This window comes from Butyricimonas hominis, assembly GCF_014287455.1.
In the GTDB taxonomy this organism is placed as follows: Bacteria; Bacteroidota; Bacteroidia; order Bacteroidales; family Marinifilaceae; genus Butyricimonas; species Butyricimonas muris.
The window spans coordinates 227,091-247,873 of the sequence record NZ_JACOOH010000007.1 but is presented as its reverse complement, the minus strand read 5'-3'; the positions used below and the strand labels follow the sequence as shown (position 1 = coordinate 247,873).

The 20,783-nt window shown below is 42.4% G+C and carries 19 protein-coding genes, 2 tRNA genes and 1 pseudogene; 12 read left to right on the top strand and 10 right to left on the bottom strand.

Annotation, left to right across the window (positions count from 1 at the left end; genetic code table 11):
* Positions 1-67 precede the first annotated feature (67 nt).
* Both pyrG and H8S64_RS16245 read right to left on the bottom strand, forming a co-directional pair.
* Positions 68-1,666, bottom strand: coding sequence for a CTP synthase (gene pyrG / locus H8S64_RS16250; protein WP_099289884.1), 1,599 nt, complete (start codon positions 1,664-1,666; stop codon positions 68-70).
* A 187-nt stretch (positions 1,667-1,853) separates the two neighbouring features.
* Positions 1,854-3,713 carry a DUF349 domain-containing protein gene (locus H8S64_RS16245; protein WP_186977442.1) on the bottom strand — a complete coding sequence of 620 codons (1,860 nt, stop codon included), beginning with the start codon at positions 3,711-3,713 and terminating at the stop codon, positions 1,854-1,856.
* Positions 3,714-3,858: 145 nt separating this feature from the next.
* On the opposite strand from H8S64_RS16245, the gene H8S64_RS16240 reads away from it, so the two are divergent.
* The 7 genes from H8S64_RS16240 (at position 3,859) to H8S64_RS16210 (ending at position 7,614) form a co-directional block, all read left to right on the top strand.
* A complete protein-coding gene (locus tag H8S64_RS16240; protein ID WP_186977440.1) occupies positions 3,859-4,725 on the top strand; it encodes a lysophospholipid acyltransferase family protein in 867 nt (288 codons plus the stop codon).
* Positions 4,726-4,781: 56 nt separating this feature from the next.
* Entirely contained in the window at positions 4,782-5,786 is a 1,005-nt protein-coding gene (locus H8S64_RS16235) for a glycosyltransferase family 2 protein (RefSeq protein WP_186977438.1), read from the top strand.
* Between the two features lie 71 nt (positions 5,787-5,857).
* The gene (locus tag H8S64_RS16230) at positions 5,858-6,427 is read left to right on the top strand and encodes an RNA polymerase sigma factor (protein WP_099289888.1); all 570 of its coding nucleotides are present in this window, start codon (positions 5,858-5,860) and stop codon (positions 6,425-6,427) included.
* A 22-nt stretch (positions 6,428-6,449) separates the two neighbouring features.
* Entirely contained in the window at positions 6,450-6,833 is a 384-nt protein-coding gene (locus tag H8S64_RS16225; protein ID WP_186977436.1) for a hypothetical protein, read from the top strand.
* Between the two features lie 22 nt (positions 6,834-6,855).
* Entirely contained in the window at positions 6,856-7,314 is a 459-nt protein-coding gene (locus H8S64_RS16220) for a hypothetical protein (RefSeq protein ID WP_186977434.1), read from the top strand.
* A 117-nt stretch (positions 7,315-7,431) separates the two neighbouring features.
* A tRNA-Ser gene (locus tag H8S64_RS16215) sits at positions 7,432-7,522 on the top strand.
* An 18-nt stretch (positions 7,523-7,540) separates the two neighbouring features.
* Positions 7,541-7,614: transfer RNA gene (locus H8S64_RS16210), tRNA-Pro, on the top strand.
* A gap of 187 nt (positions 7,615-7,801) precedes the next feature.
* Here the strand turns inward: H8S64_RS16210 and H8S64_RS16205 are convergent.
* The 5 genes from H8S64_RS16205 to H8S64_RS16185 all read right to left on the bottom strand — a co-directional run bounded on the left by H8S64_RS16205 (position 7,802) and on the right by H8S64_RS16185 (position 14,270).
* Positions 7,802-8,212, bottom strand: a complete 411-nt coding sequence (locus H8S64_RS16205) for a hypothetical protein (RefSeq protein ID WP_222621201.1) — start codon at positions 8,210-8,212, stop codon at positions 7,802-7,804.
* Positions 8,213-8,245: 33 nt separating this feature from the next.
* Entirely contained in the window at positions 8,246-8,866 is a 621-nt protein-coding gene (locus H8S64_RS16200; RefSeq protein ID WP_186977432.1) for a fasciclin domain-containing protein, read from the bottom strand.
* 17 nt (positions 8,867-8,883) lie between these two features.
* Entirely contained in the window at positions 8,884-10,401 is a 1,518-nt protein-coding gene (locus H8S64_RS16195) for a RagB/SusD family nutrient uptake outer membrane protein (RefSeq protein WP_255469571.1), read from the bottom strand.
* A gap of 4 nt (positions 10,402-10,405) precedes the next feature.
* Entirely contained in the window at positions 10,406-13,741 is a 3,336-nt protein-coding gene (locus tag H8S64_RS16190) for a SusC/RagA family TonB-linked outer membrane protein (protein WP_186977430.1), read from the bottom strand.
* Between the two features lie 82 nt (positions 13,742-13,823).
* On the bottom strand, positions 13,824-14,270 hold the full coding sequence (locus H8S64_RS16185; RefSeq protein WP_186977428.1) for a hypothetical protein: 447 nt from the start codon (positions 14,268-14,270) through the stop codon (positions 13,824-13,826).
* Positions 14,271-14,452: 182 nt separating this feature from the next.
* Here H8S64_RS16185 and H8S64_RS16180 point away from each other — a divergent pair, with 182 nt between their 5' ends.
* Positions 14,453-14,674: a helix-turn-helix domain-containing protein gene (locus tag H8S64_RS16180; RefSeq protein WP_099289894.1), complete on the top strand. Its 222-nt coding sequence runs from the start codon at positions 14,453-14,455 to the stop codon at positions 14,672-14,674.
* 453 nt (positions 14,675-15,127) lie between these two features.
* On the top strand, positions 15,128-15,556 hold the full coding sequence (locus tag H8S64_RS16175) for a helix-turn-helix domain-containing protein (RefSeq protein WP_186977426.1): 429 nt from the start codon (positions 15,128-15,130) through the stop codon (positions 15,554-15,556).
* 174 nt (positions 15,557-15,730) lie between these two features.
* Here the strand turns inward: H8S64_RS16175 and H8S64_RS16170 are convergent, their stop codons facing one another.
* On the bottom strand, positions 15,731-16,081 hold the full coding sequence (locus tag H8S64_RS16170; RefSeq protein ID WP_099289896.1) for an Arm DNA-binding domain-containing protein: 351 nt from the start codon (positions 16,079-16,081) through the stop codon (positions 15,731-15,733).
* A 314-nt stretch (positions 16,082-16,395) separates the two neighbouring features.
* Here H8S64_RS16170 and H8S64_RS16165 point away from each other — a divergent pair, with 314 nt between their 5' ends.
* Genes H8S64_RS16165 through H8S64_RS16155 form a run of 3 tightly spaced genes read left to right on the top strand, consistent with a single transcriptional unit; the run spans position 16,396 to position 19,582 of the window.
* Positions 16,396-17,772, top strand: a complete 1,377-nt coding sequence (locus H8S64_RS16165) for a site-specific integrase (RefSeq protein WP_186977424.1) — start codon at positions 16,396-16,398, stop codon at positions 17,770-17,772.
* Positions 17,762-18,487 carry a MerR family transcriptional regulator gene (locus H8S64_RS16160; protein WP_118774451.1) on the top strand — a complete coding sequence of 242 codons (726 nt, stop codon included), beginning with the start codon at positions 17,762-17,764 and terminating at the stop codon, positions 18,485-18,487. Before H8S64_RS16165 ends, H8S64_RS16160 begins: the two co-directional genes overlap by 11 nt.
* Positions 18,488-18,538: 51 nt before the next feature.
* Positions 18,539-19,582 (top strand): PDDEXK nuclease domain-containing protein, encoded by a 1,044-nt coding sequence (locus H8S64_RS16155; RefSeq protein ID WP_227461996.1) that lies wholly within the window; start codon positions 18,539-18,541, stop codon positions 19,580-19,582.
* Positions 19,583-19,773: 191 nt separating this feature from the next.
* Here the strand turns inward: H8S64_RS16155 and H8S64_RS16150 are convergent, their stop codons facing one another.
* Both H8S64_RS16150 and H8S64_RS16145 read right to left on the bottom strand, forming a co-directional pair.
* Entirely contained in the window at positions 19,774-20,157 is a 384-nt protein-coding gene (locus H8S64_RS16150) for a hypothetical protein (RefSeq protein ID WP_186977422.1), read from the bottom strand.
* Between the two features lie 185 nt (positions 20,158-20,342).
* Positions 20,343-20,731, bottom strand: a pseudogene (locus tag H8S64_RS16145) (toxin-antitoxin system YwqK family antitoxin); the annotation flags it as partial.
* Positions 20,732-20,783: the final 52 nt, after the last annotated feature.

Here is a 20,783-nt window from a genome sequence, read left to right as displayed (position 1 = left end):
GATTTATTGATTGCCGATTCTGTGATTCTTGTAATCTGGGAATCATTGAATCGGCAATCACGGAATATCATGATAAACACGCTTTTACAAATGCCACGAACAAGGGATGCGGGTTGGTTACCGTACTCTTGTATTCCGGGTGGAATTGAGTTCCCACGAACCATTTGTGCGTGGGGATTTCCACGATTTCGGTCAACCCTGTTTCCGGGTTTACCCCTGTCGTGATCATTCCGGCTGCTTCGAATTGGTCGGTGTATTCTCCATTAAATTCGTAGCGGTGGCGATGTCTTTCTTCAATCTCTTTCGAGCCGTATGCTTCCATGGCCTTGGAACCTTCTTTTAACACGCACTTGTAGGCTCCCAGACGCATGGTACCTCCCTTGTCGGTTACTTCTTTTTGCGATTCCATGAGGTCTATCACGGGATATTTGGTTTTTGGTGCCATTTCCGTAGAATCGGCTCCTTCAAGATGCATCACGTTGCGAGCGTATTCGATAACAGCCATTTGCATTCCGAGGCAGATACCGAGGAACGGGATGTTATTGGTGCGGGCGTATTCGATAGCCAGCAGTTTGCCTTCTATACCGCGTTGCCCGAAACCGGGAGCAACCAAAATGCCGTCAACGTCCTTGAAGAGTTCGCAGATATTGTCTACATGGATATCATGGGCACTGTGCACCCATTTGATATTCACTTTGCAGTCGTTGGCTGCACCGGCATGGATGAATGATTCCACGATAGATTTGTACGCGTCGTGTAATTCCACGTACTTACCCACGAGGGCAATGTTTATTTTGCGATTGTAGTTTTTGAATTTGTACAGGAAACGCTCCCATGATTCCAAATCCGGCTCGTGTTTTAAAGGTAATCCCAGTTGGGAGAGTACGATCTCGTCGAGTTTCTCTTCCCGCATTTTGATGGGCACCTTGTAAATGGTGTCGACGTCGATGGATTGAATGACAGCTTTCGGGTCTACATTACAGAATAAGGCTACTTTTCTCCGAATGTCGGAACCCAGTTCATGTTCCGTGCGCAACACGATGATATCCGGTTGTACCCCGTTTTCCAAAAGGGCTTTCACGGAATGTTGCGTGGGTTTGGTTTTCAATTCTCCCGACGCGGTGAGATAAGGAACCAAGGTCAAATGGATGAACACGGATTTCTCCCCGAGCTCCCAGCGTAACTGGCGAACGGCTTCGATGAACGGCAGCGATTCGATGTCGCCCACGGTTCCCCCGATCTCGGTGATAACGAAATCGTAGTCACCTTGGCTGCCGAGAAGTTTTATATTTCGTTTGATCTCATCCGTGATATGCGGAATGATTTGTACGGTTTTTCCCAGATAATCTCCGCGGCGTTCTTTGGTAATCACGTTCTGGTATATGCGTCCGGTCGTGATATTGTTGGCCTGTGAAGTGGGGATGTTCGTGAACCTTTCGTAATGTCCCAAATCCAAATCGGTTTCCGCACCGTCATTGGTCACGTAACATTCTCCGTGTTCATAGGGATTCAAGGTTCCGGGATCTACATTAATATACGGGTCCAGTTTTTGGTTCGCGACTTTATAACCTCTTGACTGGAGGAGTTTGGCTAGCGAGGAAGCAATGATTCCTTTCCCCAAAGATGAGGCAACTCCACCCGTAACGAATACATATTTTGTTGACACGATATAAATATTTTATAATTGTTTCTATATTCTACATCCAACGACTTGAAAATACTTGAACTGTTTGTTATTCTGCTGAATAACAAGCAAAATGATCAAGTATGTCGAAACTTAACGACAAAAGTAAGAAAAAATATGATACAAACATAAAAAGAGGGGCAACTGTGTGCCCCTCTTTTTATCTTTCTTAGATCATGCCGTCGATAAGTTTTAGCTTTTCTTGCATCAGACTTAGTTTGTGGCGGGCGTTTTCGATCTTGGCGGTAAATTCCCGGATTAAATCTTCCGATTTGTTGGACTTGGAGAAGAACCCGATATTGTTCTCCCAAGCGTGCAGGTCTGTTTCCAGTTGCTTGATCTTGTTTACCAGTTTTTCCCTTTCTTGGATGATCTTGCTAACCTTGTCGTCGCTGTTGTCGAACGTGTTGATCTTGGATTTGAAGCGTTCGATGTTTTTATCGAATTCGTCAATGTCAAGTAGATCAAAATGTGCGTTGATCAGTTTGCGGAATTCTGTTTGAACCGCGTCCTTCTCTTTGATAGGTACGAATCCGATTTCAGCCCAACGGGTTTGGAATGCTTTCAAAGTTTCGATATCTTCATCCGTGTTGCCTGTCAGTTGGAAGTTGCGCACCTCTTCAATCAAGGCTTTCTTGAGTTCCAGATTCTTCACTTGATCGGCATTCAAGTTTTTTGCCAATTCGGATTTTCTGTCAAAGAAATAGTCACAAGCGGAACGGAAGCGGTTCCATATTTTATTGGAAACCTTTTTTGGCACGGGTCCGATTGTCTTCCATTCCCGTTGATATTCAATAATCTTGGATGTGGTTGCTCGCCAATCTGTACTTTCTTTTATAGCCTCAACTTTTTCACAAAGAGCTATTTTCTTTGTCAGATTCTGGCTTTGCATATTTTGAATTTCTTGGAAGTATTGGCGTTTCTTGTTAAAGAATGCGTCGCACGCTGCCCGGTATCGCTTGTAAAGGCGATTACGTTCTTTGATAGGAATGGTGCCCGCGTGTTTCCATTCTTCTTGAAGGGCGAGTACTCCGTCTGCTGCCGTGTTCCAATCCGAGATCTTTTCGATGTTCAAGGCGGCGTATTCTTCGAGCTTCCGGCAAATCTCTTCTTTTAATTTTAAATTGTTTTCTTGTTCTTCCCGGAGGGTATCGAAGAATTTATGATACGCGTCATTGATCTTGTCGGTCACTTCTTTGAATCGATTCCACGCCTCTTCTTGATGTTCTTTGGCAACCGGGCCAATCTCTTTCCATTGTGCATGGAGCGATTGCAATTGGCGGAAGGCGTTGCCGACATTGTTATCTTCGAGTAAGGCGGTAGCCTGTTCTATCAATGTATTTTTGGCGTCGAGGTTTTTCTTCAGATCCAAATCACGCAATTCTTTATTGATCTTGACGTAGTTGAAGAAGTTCTCCACGTGGTGGTGGTATGTTTCCAGCAGGTTGTTTGCTTGTGCTTGCGGAACCATACCGGTATTACGCCACCTGTCTTGCAGGTTTTTGAAATCCTGATAAGTTTTATTCAACGATTCCTCGTGTTGGATCAAATCTTTGAGTTCCTCTATGATCTGGAGTTTATCTTTTAAGTTTTGTTCTTTTTCCTCTTCCAGTTTTTTATAAAATTCCGTTTTCTTTTCGCGGTAGGTTCTGTACACGCTATAAAAACGCTCCTTGGAATTGTCTTGATAATCGAATGTTTCCGCCGGACTTCCGTCTTTCGTGTACTCGGCGAGAGCTTTGTCGTATTCTTTCTGGTATTGTGCTTCGAAAACTTGCGGCAGGCTGTCCAGTACCTTCAAGCGTTGCACGGGAAAGTCGTCGATCAGAGCTTTCATGTGAGAGATGATCTCATCCGTGTTAAAACTGGAGAAATCCCATACCGGAACTTCTTTTTCGGGGGTTTTCTCGATAGGTGTAGGTTGACCCTGAACTGAAACTTCGTTTTGTGTTTCGTCATTTAAAGTGTCCGAAGAAAGCTGCTCGTTATTTTGCAACTCCTCGGCTTGTTGTAAGTTTTCTTGCTCCATAGCTATTCCTGTTTTTACGCATTCAACTGACGAAAATAATGATTTATTCTGACACTGCCAATTTATATTAACTAAAAAAACGGAGAAGACTTCTTTTTGGAATTCTATCGTAAACATGTATCTTTGACATTTATTATTAGCGATTATGTTTTCATATATATTATATGGTCTTGTTTGGTTGATCAGCTTTTTGCCGTTTCGGGTGCTGTATATTATCGCGGACATAAATTATGTCCTGCTATATTACGTGTCCCGTTACCGCCGGGAAGTGGTGCGTACGAACCTCTGTAACTCTTTTCCGGAAAAGAGTTTGAAGGAGATAGTGGCAATAGAGAGGAAGTATTATAAGCATATGGCAGATCTGTCGGTCGAACTGTATAAATTGTGGCATATGTCCGAGGCCGCGATACGGAAACGCTGTGTTTTTCGAAACACGGAGTTGCCGCAGAAATATTTTGACGAGGGAAGGAGCGTGATCGGCGTGCTGGGGCATTACGGCAATTGGGAATGGATGTCTTCGTACAGTCTTTGGGAGAACGATGCCGACTTTTTGGCTTTATATAAGCCTATCCGGAGTAAGGTGACCGACCGGATGATGAAAGCGATTCGCTCGAAGTTTGGTGCCGTGTTGGTTGCCAAGGATGATACCTTGCGGGTGATTGCCCGTTATCGTTCGGAAAAAAAGTTGTTTTTAGCCGGATTTATCGGGGATCAGACACCCAATGTTCACAATCTTAATTTCTGGACTCGCTTTTTGAATCAAGATACTCCTGTTTTACTGGGGACGGAACGAATCGCGAGAAAGTACAATTTTCCTGTTGTTTCCGTGCGTATGCGTAAAGTAAAGCGTGGTTATTACGAGGTGGAGTTTATTGATGTTTGTGCTAATCCTGCCGGGTTGGAACCGGGGGTATTGACCGAGATGCATACCCGGTTACTGGAGTCGTTTATCCGCGAGGAGCCGCAGTATTGGCTGTGGTCGCACAAGCGATGGAAACATAAGAAAGTTTAAGACTCGAGAATAGAGAGTGCGGGGGAAAATTAGAAATCTAAAATCTAAAATCTAAAATGTATAAGCGTGTTGCTGTCATTATATTGAATTGGAACGGGGAGAAGTTGTTGAGGGAATTCCTGCCTTCGGTGATTCGGAATACCAATCCGGAATTGGGAAGGGTGATCGTGGTAGACAATCATTCTTCTGACGATTCGTGGGGGTGTTTGGAACGGGAGTTCGCGAGTGTGGAACGGGTGTTGTTTGAAGATAATTTCGGTTTCGCGGGAGGGTATAACCGGGCGTTGGAGATGATCGAGGCAGAGTACGCGGTGTTGTTGAATAGTGACGTGGAGGTTGCACCGGGATGGCTGGAACCGTTGGTTGATGCTTTGGAGCGTGATCCGCGTGTTGTTGCCGTGCAACCCAAAATATTGGCTTACCGGGAGAAAGATAAATTCGAGTATGCCGGGGCGAGTGGCGGTTTTATCGACTATCTCGGCTTTCCCTTTTGCCGCGGCCGCGTGATGGATTGCACGGAGGTCGATACCGGGCAGTATGATGATGAGCGGGAAGTGTTTTGGGCAACCGGGGCGGCGTTGTGTATCCGGCGGGAGCGATATCTGGAGGCTGGCGGGTTGGACGAGGCTTTCTTTGCCCACATGGAGGAAATCGATCTTTGTTGGCGATTGAAAAATAGCGGGTATATATTAAAGGTAGTACCTTCTTCCGTGGTGTATCATTTGGGAGGAGGCTCCTTGCCCATGAATCATCCCCGGAAGTTGTTTTTGAATTATCGCAATAATCTGTTGATGTTGCACAAGAACCTCGGGGGGGCTTCCCGGCAGAAAGTGTTTTTCGTGCGTTTGCTGTTGGATTGTATGGCAGGGGCTCTTTTTCTGATGAAAGGAGAGTTTGCCAACACTCGTTCGATCATACAAGCGTACAAGGCATTCCGGAAGTTGAGGAAAAGATACCCGATCCCGGCAGGCATGAAGCCGTTTGCCGAAATGTATCCCCGTAGTATTATTCTGGATTATTTCTTGTGCGGGAAAAAGAAATTCTCGGATTTGAAATTTTAGAGGTGTGGGAATAAACCTTTGACATAAAACCTTGTCTTAGTGTAGAAGGCTTTTAAAACTTAGGAGTTAGAATGAAGGAAATGAGCGATGAAGATATAGTAAAGCTTTTTCACTCGGGTAACGGTGAGGATAAAGCATTCCGCGCGCTGGTGGCTAAATACGGCGAGCGGCTCTATTGGCATATCCGGAAGATCGTTATCGACCATGATGATAGCGATGATGTATTGCAAAATACATTTATCAAGATATGGAGAGGTCTGAAGGAGTTTCGCTACGAAGCGAAATTGTTCACGTGGATGTACCGCGTGGCAACGAACGAAGCGATTAACTTCTTGAACGAGAAGCGTCGGAAGACTTACGGGAATTCGCAGGAGATTACGCCCATGCTAGAGAATCAGTTGGAGAGTGATACGTTTTTCTGCGGGGACTCTATTCAGCGCGAGTTGCAAAAAGCCGTGCTGAAGTTACCGGAGCGCCAACGGTTGGTTTTCAACATGAAGTATTTTGATGATATGAAATACGAGGATATCGCGGAAGTATTGAATGTGGCGGTAGGGACTCTCAAGGCGACGTATCATAATGCGGTGAAGAAGATCGAGGAGTGCTTGAAGATTTCGGATACTTTGCCCACGTTTGATTAATAATGAATGTAAAGGGATGATTATGGATAATTTAGACGAGAAATACAGATCAAAGAACCCGTTCTCCGTACCTGACGGTTACTTCGACTCCTTGGAGGAGCGAGTGATGGAACGGGTGAAGGAAACCGGGAAACCCAAACGCGCGGGGGCTTTGCAGATGTTGAAGCCTTATTTGGGATTGGCGGGATTATTCGTGTTCGCGATGCTTTTCGTGCAATTTCTATTGCCTCGTTTAGTAGATGATAATGAAATGTTGGCAAAGAAAACGGAACAGAAAGCGTCGGCCGCACAAGAAGAGGACGAGTATATATTCGATACGGATTTCGACCCGTCCCGCGAAGAGATTATCGAGTATTTGTCACAGGAGTCCGATGTGGCGGATTTCTTGTATGCTGAACGCAGGTAAAAATGTAAAGAAGGTATCATATATGAAAAAAGCTGGATTAATTATATTGATGGTTGGACTTTCGCTCTCGTTGTTCGCTCAATCGGGTAAATTGAGCGACGAGAAACGCAAAGAGTTTGAAGCCCAAAAAATAGCGTTCTTTACCCAAGAAATGGAATTGACACCGGAGGAGGCTGTCGTGTTCTGGCCTCTCTATAACGAGATGCAACAGAAAATGCGGGTTGAAAACGATAAGATACGTGCGTTGACCTGTAAAAAAGAAAAGACAGCCCCGGTAACGACGGAGGAACAAGCGAAAAAGAATCTGAAAACCGTTTTGGATGCGGAGCAGGCGGCATGGAATATCAAGAAGGAATACACGGATAGGCTGTTGAAAGTGTTGCCCGCTAAAAAAGTGTGGCTGATGTTCGAGGCAGAACAGAAATTCCGTCACCAGTTATGGAAAAAAATGGAGAATAAACCCGTTCCTGTCCCCAGATAATGTGTTTCGGAGGTATTGAGATTTAGTTTATTAGCCGTCTTGCCTGAAAAAAAAAGAAAAAAAAGACCTTAAAAGCTTGCAAGAACGATAAAAAGCACTACTTTTGTCAGCGCTATTGGAGAGATGGGTGAGTGGCTGAAACCAACAGTTTGCTAAACTGTCGTACGGGATTACTGTACCGGGGGTTCGAATCCCCCTCTCTCCGCCACAAATTTTAGAGGTGCTTCGGGGCGTAGCGCAGTCCGGTAGCGCATCTGCTTTGGGAGCAGAGGGTCGCAGGTTCGAATCCTGTCACCCCGACGGAGAATCAGACAGTTACGAAAGTAGCTGTTTTTTTATTGCCTTGATTTTTGGGCGAAATGGGTGGTTCCCGTCAACCATAACGTCAACCGATGAGATAATATTTCTCAAATTGTGTGTTCCGAACGTTTCCTTCGCACAAGGAAACGTTCGGAAATTAACTTTACAGCGTTAAAGCAATTTTGCTTTATTTCACGATTACCGTGTACATGGAATCCAGTTCAACCGTGTACCCCTCGTTCTCGATACGGATATTTATCACGTATCGTCCCGGCGGCACGGTGTGATTGTAAGGCAATTTTATAATTCCCGCTCCCTGCATCGAGAACTGACTTGTCGCTTCCGGGTGCTCTCCGGTTATATTCTTGATCGAATACTTGATAGGGGCGGTTCCCAGAATCCCCTCTATGGATGTACTTTGCCACGGGATTTGAAACTCTATTTGCCTCGCGTCAATCTCCGGGTCTAACACCGCTTTCACGATCATACTGTCCGGCGCGTACACCGCGTCCCGTGTTTCCAAATACCCGACTGTTATATCCTGACATCCCGCCACGATCAACAGCAGTCCGATAATACTTGTAAATATCCTTCTCATAATTTTCAATTTTACATTTTGCATTTTCAATTGTTACAGTCGCGTGAGTTGATAGGTATAGTCCAACGCGTGTATCACCCCGTTCGTCACTTCAATATCGGCGGAGGCGATCGAGGCCATGTTCCCGCTAACGGGAGCGTGTATTCTTAATCCTTCCGCCCCGATGTCGGGAATACCGCCGTACCCCGATTTCGTCCGGTAAACACGTAGTTCGACACCCGATAAAGTTTTTGTCATTGTTCCGCCCGTGAGCGTCCCTTTCACCTCGTGAGCACATTCGGATTTCATCATCTTTCCCGCGATAACATGGGATAAAAGCATCTCCCGGCACAAGTCAGCCGGAATATCCTTTACCCGGTTATAGACAGGTTCCCAATCATCATCTATCGTTTTCACGAGAAACTGTTCGATAGATAAATTCGTCACCCCGAAAAACGTGATCTCTTTATACCCGGGGTTCGTCCCGTCGAACACGTCTTTCAGCCCGGCGTGTTCTATCAATATCATCGTGGAATCCCAATCTCCCGGCTGGCTCTTGAAATACTCCCACATCGTGCAATCGTGCTTCCCGTTCGCCAAACCCGAATCGTGGTAATAATTCTCGCACGAGCAAAGAATACCCAACAAACCGATTAAAAATATATATCCTTTCATAATTCCAACATTTTACATTAATAAGTATAACCGTTTCTTTTCCAGTAGGGTGTTTGTAGCATCAGGGTGTTATCGTAGAACGCCATTTTTCCCACGGGAAGAAACAACGCGCCGTCTTTCACGTCCTGTTCGGTCAAGGTTTTGAACTTCCCTTTTAACCTCTCCCGGTAGTTCCCGTTTCGCACGCAATCGAAATACCTCGTGGAAAATCCCTCCACGAAAAACTCCCGCTCCCTCTCGTCCTGTATCTCGTCTTGCAAATCGACATCCGTCCCGGCGTAATCCTTCACCCCTGCGCGGTTACGGATGCGGTTCAAGTCAATTCTAGCCCCGCCGTGATCCCCGACACGTGCTTTACACTCTGCCCGCAGCAGAATAATATCCGCCAAGCGGATAATAATTTCATTCGCGATATAAGATTTAATTTGCCCCTTTTGGTTACCCGACTCGTAAGTGATAACTTGTTGATACTTTTGCACGTAAGCGTTTCCTTTCGTTATCGTCGTGGAAACCTTCGCCATGCTGTCAAGTTTATAAAAATATTCCTCTCGCCGTTGATCTTCCGGGTCGGGAAACATCTTGTAAACGGTCGAGTTGCTTATCAAAAGTCCCCGGCGAGCCGTGGATGGTGTTGTCAAGGGGACAATTGGCCACCACTGGCAAAATCCAGCCAGATAAGCACCCCATCCTTTTAAATCATATTCCGAATTTTCAAAATCATACTCGAAAATACCTTCCCGGCTATTCCCGGGAATCACTTTCTCGCAGACTTCTTTCATGTGCCCCGCTAACTGATAACTGTTATCCGAGATCACGGAATCACATTCCAGTATCGCCAGTTTTAACAATTCCGGTTCTTTGTTCACTGCCGCTTTCCACGCGTACAGGTGTGCCAGTATGGCGTGACATGTCCCGGAGGAAACCGCTTGTTTGCTCGTTATCGGGTTTTCCTCTATATCTTTTAACTCGTCCGCCACGGGTAACAACGTGATCGCCTCCCTTAAATCGACGATACATCGTTCCGCCACCTTCTGCCATGCTGTCCGGCTTTTCATCCCCACGTCTTCCGCGTGAACGATCAAGGGTACATCCCCCCAGTTTTGCAACATGTAGAAATACACGTAAGCCCGAATCCCGAGGGCTTGTCCCCGGAAGAAATTATATTGCTCGCTTGTCAGCGCGGCACGGTCAATGTTATCCAGTATCAGGTTAGCCTCGTTAATCACTTTATACTCGTTGTTCCAATTGATGCAAGCGTGCGTCGGCGTCCAACCTCGCGATAGATCGTTGTTACTTGGATTCGTCCAAATACCTAGCACGTCAAAAGGTTGCCCGCGGTCACGATATTGTGCCGATACATTCCTGCCTATATTATAACGAAACGTTTGGTGCAAACCGTAATTCGCCGCGTTCAAATCACTCGCGTTCTTCCAGTAATTCAAACTTGTCACACCCGTGTCGGATTCTACCGTCAAGAAATCATCACAAGATGATAATGACAACGCCAACAATATAAATACATATATCCTTTTCATACCTTTAAAATATCGCTGTTATACCAAGGGTTATTTTCCGGTTCAATGGATAATTACCGAGTTCATCCACGCCCGTCATTATATTTACAGATTCCGGGTCTGCACCGGAATAATTCGTTATCGTGAAGAGATTTTCCCCCGACACGAAAACCCGTAAGCCCATGCCAGTCTTTTTCTTCCATCTCTCCGGCAACGTGTACCCGATGGCGAACGTTTTCAATTTCAAGTAACTGACATTTTCCACGTTAGCCGTCGTGTAGGAATTGAAACTGCCTAACCCGCTCTCCAAGCGGTTCAGCGGGAAACTCGTGTTATCCCCCGGTTGCCGCCAGAAAGAAACCTTGTTTAAATCCACGTAGACGGGCGTCACGCTTTCATCCGGTGTCAGCCCGAGCGTTGTTCCCACCGAAGCCCCGCGGGCGGCGTTCAGCAGGTGGCGGCTGATAACGAAATTGAAAAGCACGTTCACGTCAAACCCTTTCCATTCTAGGGTAGAGATAATTCCCCCCTGCGCGAAAGGAGCGGGTGCGCCCGCGTATACCCGGTCACTCGAGTTTACCACCCCGTCACCGTTCACGTCATACACCACCCGATCGCCCGCCCGGTAATACTGCGTGTTATTATCACTCGTGAGCGGGGAATCCTTCCCGTTTTTAAACATCCGGGGTACTTCTTTATCGTCGTTATAAATTCCCCCGGTTTTCAACACGTAAAGACCGTTCAGCGGTTTCCCGATGATGTTCAAATTCGTCGTGCTGTTTTCCGTCTGGAAATCCCGCTTGTTCTCGCTTTTTTCAAGTCGGTTCCAGTTCCGGGCGATGTTAAACGATATATTCCAGTTCAACTTCTCGCTCCTGATGGCGTTCCATTTCACCTCGAACTCGATCCCCTCGTTGCTGATCGCGTAAGCGTTGCGCCATTGTCGATTGAAAGCGGAATAATTACCGGGCAACATCACGGGATAAAGTAATTTGTCCGTGTAGCGGTAATAATAGTCCACGACAACCCCGAAACGATGATCGAAGAAATCCAAGTCCAAACCGAAATCGTACTGTCCCGTTTCCTCCCACGTCAGGTATTTATTGCTTAATCCCCTTGCCAAATCGGGATGGATGGTCGGGTTGCCGAGGTAAGGATCACCCGGTGAAAAAGAGCCTTGCGCGATATACGGCTGATCGAACTGCTTGCCCGACTTCCCGTAAGAAACCCGGAGTTTCCCGTGATACAGCACGTCCCCGCACCAGCCCATGAAAGGCTCCTCGCTGAACGTCCACGCCACGGCGTAAGAGGGAAATGTTCCCCATCGCACGTTTTCCCCGAACTTTGAACTGGCGTCCCGGCGCAAGGTGACGGAAAGGAAATACCTCTCGAGGTAGTTGTAATTCAGACGCCCGAACACGCCGACGCTCGTGCTTACCTCCCGCCCGGTAATTCCGTCTTTCAAGGTGCGGTTATCGTTCACGTTGTAGACATTACCGTACCAAGAAATATAATGAATCAAATCGCTCGGGGAATCTTTACCCCACGTCCCGATAGAATTTCTCTCGTCTTTTTGTACCGACAAACCGAGTAGAACGTCAACCGTGTGTTTTTCAACAAACGTGTGCCTGTAAGTCAAAAGATTCTCGTTTATCAACATGAGGTTTCTCTCGATCTGGCCGGAAGAATAACTTTCCCCGTACTCGTCCAAATTCGAGGGCATGAAGAGATTTTGGTTTTGCTGCGTGAAATCCAACGCCACGGAGGATTTTAATTTTAACCCCTTCACGATCTCGAGAGATAAATCCAAGGAGGTTCTTACCCGGTAAGACTCGTTGTCTTCTTTTATCGTGTTGAAACGTTTAATCATCTCGTCGAAAGCGGGCGTACCCGCGCCCGGCATAACGGTTGACATGGTAAGTAATTCGGACGGGATCTGTTCCAGTTCTTGCCCCGACGTGAAACCCGTGTAGACAGACAGGCGGGAAGCACGTTTACGTCCCGTCCGGGCAAGGTAAAAGCGCAAGTTGGATTCAACTTTCGGCAAGGGCTTGATAAAGAAATTCGCCAGCAGGTTCACCCGGTCAAATCCCGTGTTCCTCAATACCCCCGACTCGTCGTAATACCCCAATCCCACGTTATAAGAAACGCTTGGTGTTCCCCCGCTTAACTGCAAGTTCGCGTTCAGCACCTTGGCGGTTCTGAAATAATACTTGAAGAAGTTCGTGGAATTGTTGTAGAAAGGGTTCAAACTGTCCTGATAGGCGGCGATACCCGCCCCATCACCTTTATTCCAGAAGTAATTGTAGTGCATGTTCTCGTTGTACGACTCCCGGTACGAGTTAACGTACTTGTACGTGTTTGTCGAGGCATCGAAATAGGCTTGTTGGAAATCCCGTAACGCCTCCAAGCGCAGTTTTCTCTCGGCGTTTCCCCCGGTTAGTTCCGGCAAAGAGGGATCGAAAGAGAAAGTGTAGGAAAAATTCGCGCTTACCTTTGCCCTCTGGTTCAAACGCCCGCTTCTCGTGGTGACAAGAATAACCCCGTTCGCGGCTCTTGAGCCGTATATCGCCGCGGAAGCCGCGTCCTTCAAAACCTGCACGCTCTCGATGTCGTTCGGGTCTATTTCACTTAGCGTGTTTGTACCCGTGACGGGCGAGGTGAAAGATTGCATCGGCACGCCGTCAATCACCCACAGGGGATTGGAAAACCGTTGCTCTCCCTCGATGTCAAAAGAATTATAACCTCGTATATTGATGGACGTTCCCCCGCCGCCGGGCGCACCCGTCATGTTGGTGACGTTCATTCCCGAAACCCTGCCTTGCAGCAGGTTCGCGATGGAGGGAGAGGGGATATCTTTTATGTCTTCCCCGCTGACGGTACTCATGGCTCCCACCACTTCCCGCCTCCGTTGTGTCCCGTAAGCGATAACCGTCACCTCGTCCAAACTTGACGTTTCCTCTTTCATGCGGATAGTCAACAATTTTCCCGCCTCGAATTTCGTTTTTACCGTTTTAAAGCCGATAAATGAAAATACCAACACGCCCTTTTCTCGGGACAACTTCAACGTGAAATTTCCTCCCGTGTCCGTGGTTACTCCTAGCCTCGTGGAATCCAACAACACCGTTACCCCCGGCATGGGCTGTCCCTTCTCGTCCATCACCCTACCTTTTATTATATTCTCTTTTACTACCGTGCTGTCCCGTGCCGGAACCGCGTTCGCTAACAAGGATAAGCAACAAAGCAAGGGTAAAAGCAGCATTTTCAGGTAAATCGCTGCCGTGATCTCTCGCGGTGAACGAGTTTTGACTTTGGCACGTGATTTACGGCTGTACATTTTTCTTTCTGTTTTTTTCTTCATAACTTTAGACGTTAATTTATTAGTAGTTAATACCGGGGGGAAGTCGCGAAGCGGTCAACTTTAGACAACTTCCCCCTTTTCTTTATTCCTCCTTTTCGTGGGCAAGGAATTGTTTTATTTCAATCTCGTTTATTTCTCCCTCTTTAAAATCATTCGGGTAGCAGATTTGCATCACGTGTGCCAAAGCCTTTAAATGGCTGTTCGTGTAATAGTAATAGTGCGTTGTCAACTCTTTAAATTTTGTAAGTTGAAATATAAATTGACTGTACGCGGACAAGTGCGTGTTCATCCGGTGTTTAACCTTTCTTTCTCCCTCCTTTTCGGTAAAATAAAACCCGAACACGTTTAATACTTCCATGTAGTGTACTTCCATGTTGGAGTTGCACAATGTACCTAGTAATTTGTTTATCTTTCTCAATGAACCGAATAGTATATGTAACTTCTCGATCTCTGATTCCTCAAAACGTGTAGCAGGACAAAGCAACATGGCTTCATTTAAGAAGAATTTTTTTAATTCTTCATCACTCATAATTTCGTGGTCTTTTTTTTATTTTATTGATTTTTGATTAAATTTTAGTAATAAATAATATAAAGCGCTTTAAAATTATTTTTGTAATAGTTTTTTTCTTCTCAATTAAATTTGTATTACTATACTATAGCTGGGCGGATTGTATTTGAAATATCTCGTTATTCGTGTATTAATTTTTAGATATGAAAACAGAGATAGATTTATATGTGATTGATAAGGTACGTGAATACAGATTGAAAGCTGACCATACTCAAGAATCTCTTTCTTACGCTTTAGGGTATTCTCGAACATTTATTAGTAATTTCGAGAATGGTTCCAAAAAGTTTAATATCAATCAACTTAACAAGATTGCCCGAGTTCTTAAATGTTCACCAAAAGATTTCTTGCCACAAGACCCGCTATAATTTGCCAATAAAAAAAGAACTGTTATACCATTCTGTAAGTAGGTATCGGCAAGACCCTTTCCAGCAGTTTGAATACAACAGTTCATACCATAGTATGAAACTATTGCTACAACCCGCTGAAAAGTATTATTTTGCCGATTTTACTTACAAGGTCGATACAATAACTTCAAATATTTCATGCGGACTCTTCCGCACCTAATTTTTCAACTTCTGCAAATGTAAAATATTTTTTACAAAAATCAAACATTTAATCTTTTTATGGCTATGTTCTCATAAAAATTCTTCTTTTAAATAGGCAAAAAGAAACGGTTCTACCTTTCCCGTGTAGTTTATTACTTTTGAACTAGACTATAAAAGTACGTTATTAACTTCAAACGCAAATATATGGTATAATTATTATTATACCATATATTGTATGAAAAATCTTTCCTTTAGGATAAATTTATTTTTGAAATGGAAATTACAAAGAAACCCAAAGAGATAAAAAAGACTGAAATTGAATTATTTATAATCAATAAGGTAAAAGAGTTAAGAGAAGCAAAGAAAATCGGTCAAAAAAGATTGTCTTTGGAATTGAAATTGTCAATTTCTTACGTGGGGCAAGCTGAAGATGTTTATAACGATGCAAAGTATAACTTTAATCACTTGAACGAGATTGCAAGGTTTTTCAACGTTCCTTTCTCTTATTTCTTTCCCGAATTTCATCTTGAAAAAGATTGTATAGAAGATTATTTGGAAAAACACCCTAAGGTAAAAGCTAGGTACGAAAAAATGGCTAAGAACTACGAGGAAAAAGAGCGAAAGAAACTTGAAGAAAAGGAGAGGAAGAAAGCAGAGAAAGCTGCGGCAAAGAAAAAAGCCGTGAGAACGAAGAAGAAATAGAAGATTTCATGCAGGGCGAGAATTTTTTGGCTTATAACTCCGAGTACCTAAAAAAGATAGATTTCAGTAGAGATTATGAAATAACAAGAGAGGGCAATTATGATGTGACCCCGAAAAGTTGGACGGTTTAACACTATCATGATACTCTTTTAGATTGGAATAAAGCTCGGTATTTCATCGGGCTATTTCCTGTAAGAATAGAGCATTTACATTCATTCTCTTTACAGGCTTACTTACTTTCTCTATTAATGTTTTAGCTGTAAAGTCTTTATCTTCTGCTTTCAATTCTATTATTTGGTCATTATACGTTTTTGATTTGTTGATAATGAGTTTTTCAATTTCTTGCCTGTTCGGGCAGTTGGGTTTGGGTTTATTCTTATTGAAATCCCAATATTTGGGATTAATGGAAATACCTAGACTTACATATTTCTTTTTTCCGTCTTTACAAACACGAATCATTAATGGGTGTTCACCGTTTGCAAGTGTTTTTGATTTGTAACACAAGATGTTAATGCCTGTACTCATGCTGATTTTTGGTTTAACTCTTGGTTTAACTTTCAGTTGAAATTGGCAGTAAAAACCATATAAAAACAAAAAAGCAGTTACATTGTTGATTTTGTAACTGCTTTATTTTCAAGTGGTCCCACTTGGACTTTAAAATGCTTTTCAATATTTTACAGTTTTATACGTAAGTGTAAAGATAATCAATTGATTAATAGTGTTTTTGAGGGGTATGTGAAAATACGCCTTTATAAAAATGTACAGAAAAATGAAGTAAATACCGTACCAAATACCGTACCAATTTTGTATATTTGCTGTTAGTAAAAGAATTGTATGTTATGTCGAAGTATGACCCTCAATTTTCATTGAAGCATCCGCATGGAGTAAAACCTAGTGAGATTCGTTTACGAGTGTATTTTAATTCTCAAGAAGTGGTGTATAATTTGGTTGACCCGGTGACGGAAGAAGTATATAAAATATTACCTAAACTTTGGGATAAAGCTAATAAGAGACCGATAGCTGTGGCAAATATTCCACGTTCGTTGAAACATGAAACTGCCAATGTACGTGCTATAGATGCTTTCATGAAGAAAGTGATAGGTGTTTGTGCGGAAATAAAAGAATATGTTCGGGTGAACCAAATAGCGGTTACTCCCGAGTATTGGAAGGAGCAAGTAAAGATACGATTAGGCTTTAAGGTTGAAAAAAAGGTGGAAGATGTGACTGTATCTCAATTTACTAAAGATGTGATAAGAGAGATGGAACAAGGGGAGTTGCTGATAGCGAAGACGAAAGAAAAGTATTCTTCTGGAACGATAACTTCTTATCGTTATTTCTTAAATATGCTGGAGATGTTTGATGTGATTAGAGGAAACGTAACATATTTCAATTCAATTAATAATGATTGGTATGATGATTTTATTCACTTCTTAACTTTTGAAACTGAATACGTGGAATATGGTTTTTATAAGGATGATTTTGGTCCAAATACGATAGGGAAGCATATCAAAAATTTGAAAATGTTGATGGGTTTGGCTTTAAGTAGAGAGATTAGTACTAATATTGAACATACGAAAAAGTATTTTATTAAACCCAAAGAAGATGCTTTTGCCGTTTATTTGACAGAGGAAGAATTGAGAAAAATATACGATGTGGAATTGACCGGGGAAAATGCGACGTTAGACAAATATCGAGATATGTTTTTGATAGGTTGTTATACGGCTCTTCGGGTAAGTGATTATAAGAAAATAGATAGTAGCTGTTTTACGACAACGGCAGAAGGAACTCGGGTAATTGATATGCCAACGACGAAAACAAAGAATCGGGTTACAATTCCTATCGTGTATGATGAATTGATAGCTATTATTGAAAAGTATGATTATGATTTTCCTCGTATTACATCTCAGAAATTGAATGATGGAATAAAAGAAATTGCTAGATTGGCTGGGATTACGAATACTGTTACGTATTTTGCAACTAAAGGTGGTGAAACCAGACAATTTACAGAGCCTAAATATAAGTTGATTAGTAGCCACACGGGGAGAAGGAGTGCGGCCACGAATTTTTATAATATTTACGATATTCCAGCTTATAATTTGATGCTCATAACCGGACATAAATCTATAGATAACTTTATGAAATATATAAAGATAGCACGAGAGGAGAATGCGGATAAAATAAGTAAAAGGGTAAAAGAGAAAAAAGATGGAAAATAAGTTGTTTGTAGAATTGAGACGTTTTGAATTATCGTCAACAGATGTGAACGTGAATGCGGAGAAACACTGTTATAATGGCGTTTCGGGGCTGGAGGGGGAAGAGGCCTATAATCGATTCTTGGAAAAATGTTTTTCGGATTTTTTTGATGAGTTAAGAGATAAAATTGCGGTTGAAATAATATTGCACAAAGAAGAAGTTTTACAATATCTGAATATGTTATTGTTTGATGTTCAATCGATAGAGGAGGAGTTATCACAACATTTATTGAGTTGTGGATTTGATGGATGTATTGAAGCAATACGGGAGGATATAAAAGTGGGTAATAAGAATATTTGTTTACGAAATGAATTGTCCTGTCTCGTGTTTTTTAGAAGCATGTGTCAAATACAATTTACCTATGTAGAAAAAACAAGAGTGAAATTACTTGGTTTAATAAATAATTTTTCTCGTCGAATTGTGTTGGAGAAACAGACAGAAGAACATGAGGAGAGGTATGACGAGTATATAGGATTGCTTGCTGAGTATGGGGATTTGCTTACGATTGGAGATTTGTGTAAAATATTTGATGTAACTCGTGTAACAATAAATAACTGGGAACATGAGGGGAAGATTAAACGAACAGATGCTAATGGTAGCCCTCGATATTTGAAAAGCGAAATTAAAAGGATTTTAGTTCAGAATCATCCGGAGATATTGAGAAGAATGAAAAAGTAATTGTCATTTTGAGATATATTTGGTTCATTTGTAGAAGATAAAATTGTTGTTATGGAAAAGAAAAAATCATTGTCAATGTCTGAATCGAAATTTGTCCAAGATGTGCGTAAAATTTTAGAGGAAGCGAGAAGTGGGGCTTATGCGGCAATAAATTCTATGATGACGAATGCTTATTGGTTGGTCGGTAAAAGAATTGTTGAGGAGGAACAAGAAGGAAAAGAACGAGCTGAGTATGGTCGGCAAATATTAGTGCAGTTGGCGGAGGTTTTGATGCGAGATTTGGGAAGGGGTTTTTCTGTATCGAATTTGAAAAATTTTCGACAATTTTATTTGACATTCCCAGATTATCCAATTCGCCAGACGCGTCTGGCGAATTTAACATGGTCACATTATCAGCGTATAATGAAGGTAGATAATGTGCAAGCTCGTGATTATTATTTGCGAGAAGCTTCTGAGAATTCGTGGAGTGTTCGTACTCTTGACCGTAATATTTCAACTCTTTATTATGAACGTCTTTTGATGTCTGGAGATAAGATTGGTGTGGAGAATGAAATGAGGGCGAAAACTGCAAGTTTACAAGCTGAAAAATGTGCTTTTATAAAGAATCCTTACGTGCTTGAATTTCTGAATTTACCCAATAATAAAGGATTTATGGAAGCGGAATTAGAAATGGCTATTATTGATAAATTGCAGCAATTTATTTTGGAGTTGGGTAAGGGTTTTGCTTTTGTAGAGAGGCAACAGTTAATTAGAACAGAAATGAATGAATTCTATATCGATTTGGTTTTTTATAATTATATTTTAAAATGTTTCGTTTTGATTGATTTGAAAACCAATAAAATAACTCATCAAGATATTGGTCAGATGGATATGTACGTGAGAATGTATGATGATTTAAAAAGAGGAGAGGGGGATAATCCAACGATTGGTATTGTACTTTGTACGGAAACGGATGCGGACATAGCACGTTACTCCATACTTCACGGGAGTGAGCAGTTATTTGCTTCAAAGTATAAACTTTATTTACCAACGGAAGAACAGCTAAGAGCTGAAATAGAACGGGAGAAACTTAATTTTGAATTACAAAATAAATAATATTCACAATCGTTGAATTTGAATATACGCAAGGCGCATACATGCATAAATTTTTCGTAATTACGCACAATAAAAAAAATGGCATCGTTTTGCGATACCATCAAGATAATATTTTTTGATATTCAGATATTTTTCCGACATACCTAAAAGAGGTTAATTCGTAATATTTTAATCTATATATTGTCTATTTATTAAAAGGTAAATCCCGCTTTTTTTAATTTTTCTAAGTTATAACGGAATGCATATTTCATCCTTTCTGTTAGTACTTTTTTCCCGCAAATAACATCATTCATGGCTTTCCATTTCCAATCATCAAGTATGCGATGTTGCTTGTCCCATTCGACCATTTTTTGAATGAGTTCTAAAGAAATATCGTCAATTGATAAATTCTTATTTTGTTTTTCAAGGGTTCCTGATGACATTTTGTCTTTTACTGCTAGTTCATCGGCTTCCTCTAATAACTCAATATTATTCTTACAAACAATGTCAAATATTGTCATGGCTTTTGTGCGGTCACTATCTGTAAGAATTCGGTTATTTTTTATTTTAGATTTTTCTCGGTTTGACTTAACCAATTGAGAAATAAACTTTTAGCGAATTATTTGAGAAATAGAGGTAACGATTTAGCAACTGTGCGAATTTCAGCGTTTTGCGTTGCTATGCTGTCAAATAACTCTTTCATTTGCAAATATAACATCTTTTTCCGAAAGTACGAACTTTCGGTGGCAATTTTATAAAATCAACTTGCGAAAAAAGAAAATCATTCATCCCATTCATGGGTTGTGTCATCGGTGGCGTTGTACTGTTTCCAACGTCCCGATTTCTCGCCGTCGTGTATTGTCTCTCGATGGTTATATAGGGTTTTCCGTCCCGTGTCGATTCCACATGATAAGAGCCGTCAAGTTTTCCGTTACGGTAGTGTCGTGTAGTCCTGTTGTGAAGCGTGCGCCCATCCTCGAAAATCTCCCATTCCTCACCCTCTTTTTTTCCGTCTATATAATGAGATTCAAAAATCTGCTCACCCGCCTTGCTGTCAAAGCGGCGTTCCCGTCCGCTCTCCACACTCTGCCTATACTCCTTTTCGGTTTCCATTTTGCCGTTATGAAAATAGGTCTTTACAGTTCCGTCTATCTTGCCTTGGCGGCATGGGCGGCTCTCCGCAGCTTGCAGTAAATACGGTTGCCAAAAGTATGATTATGAT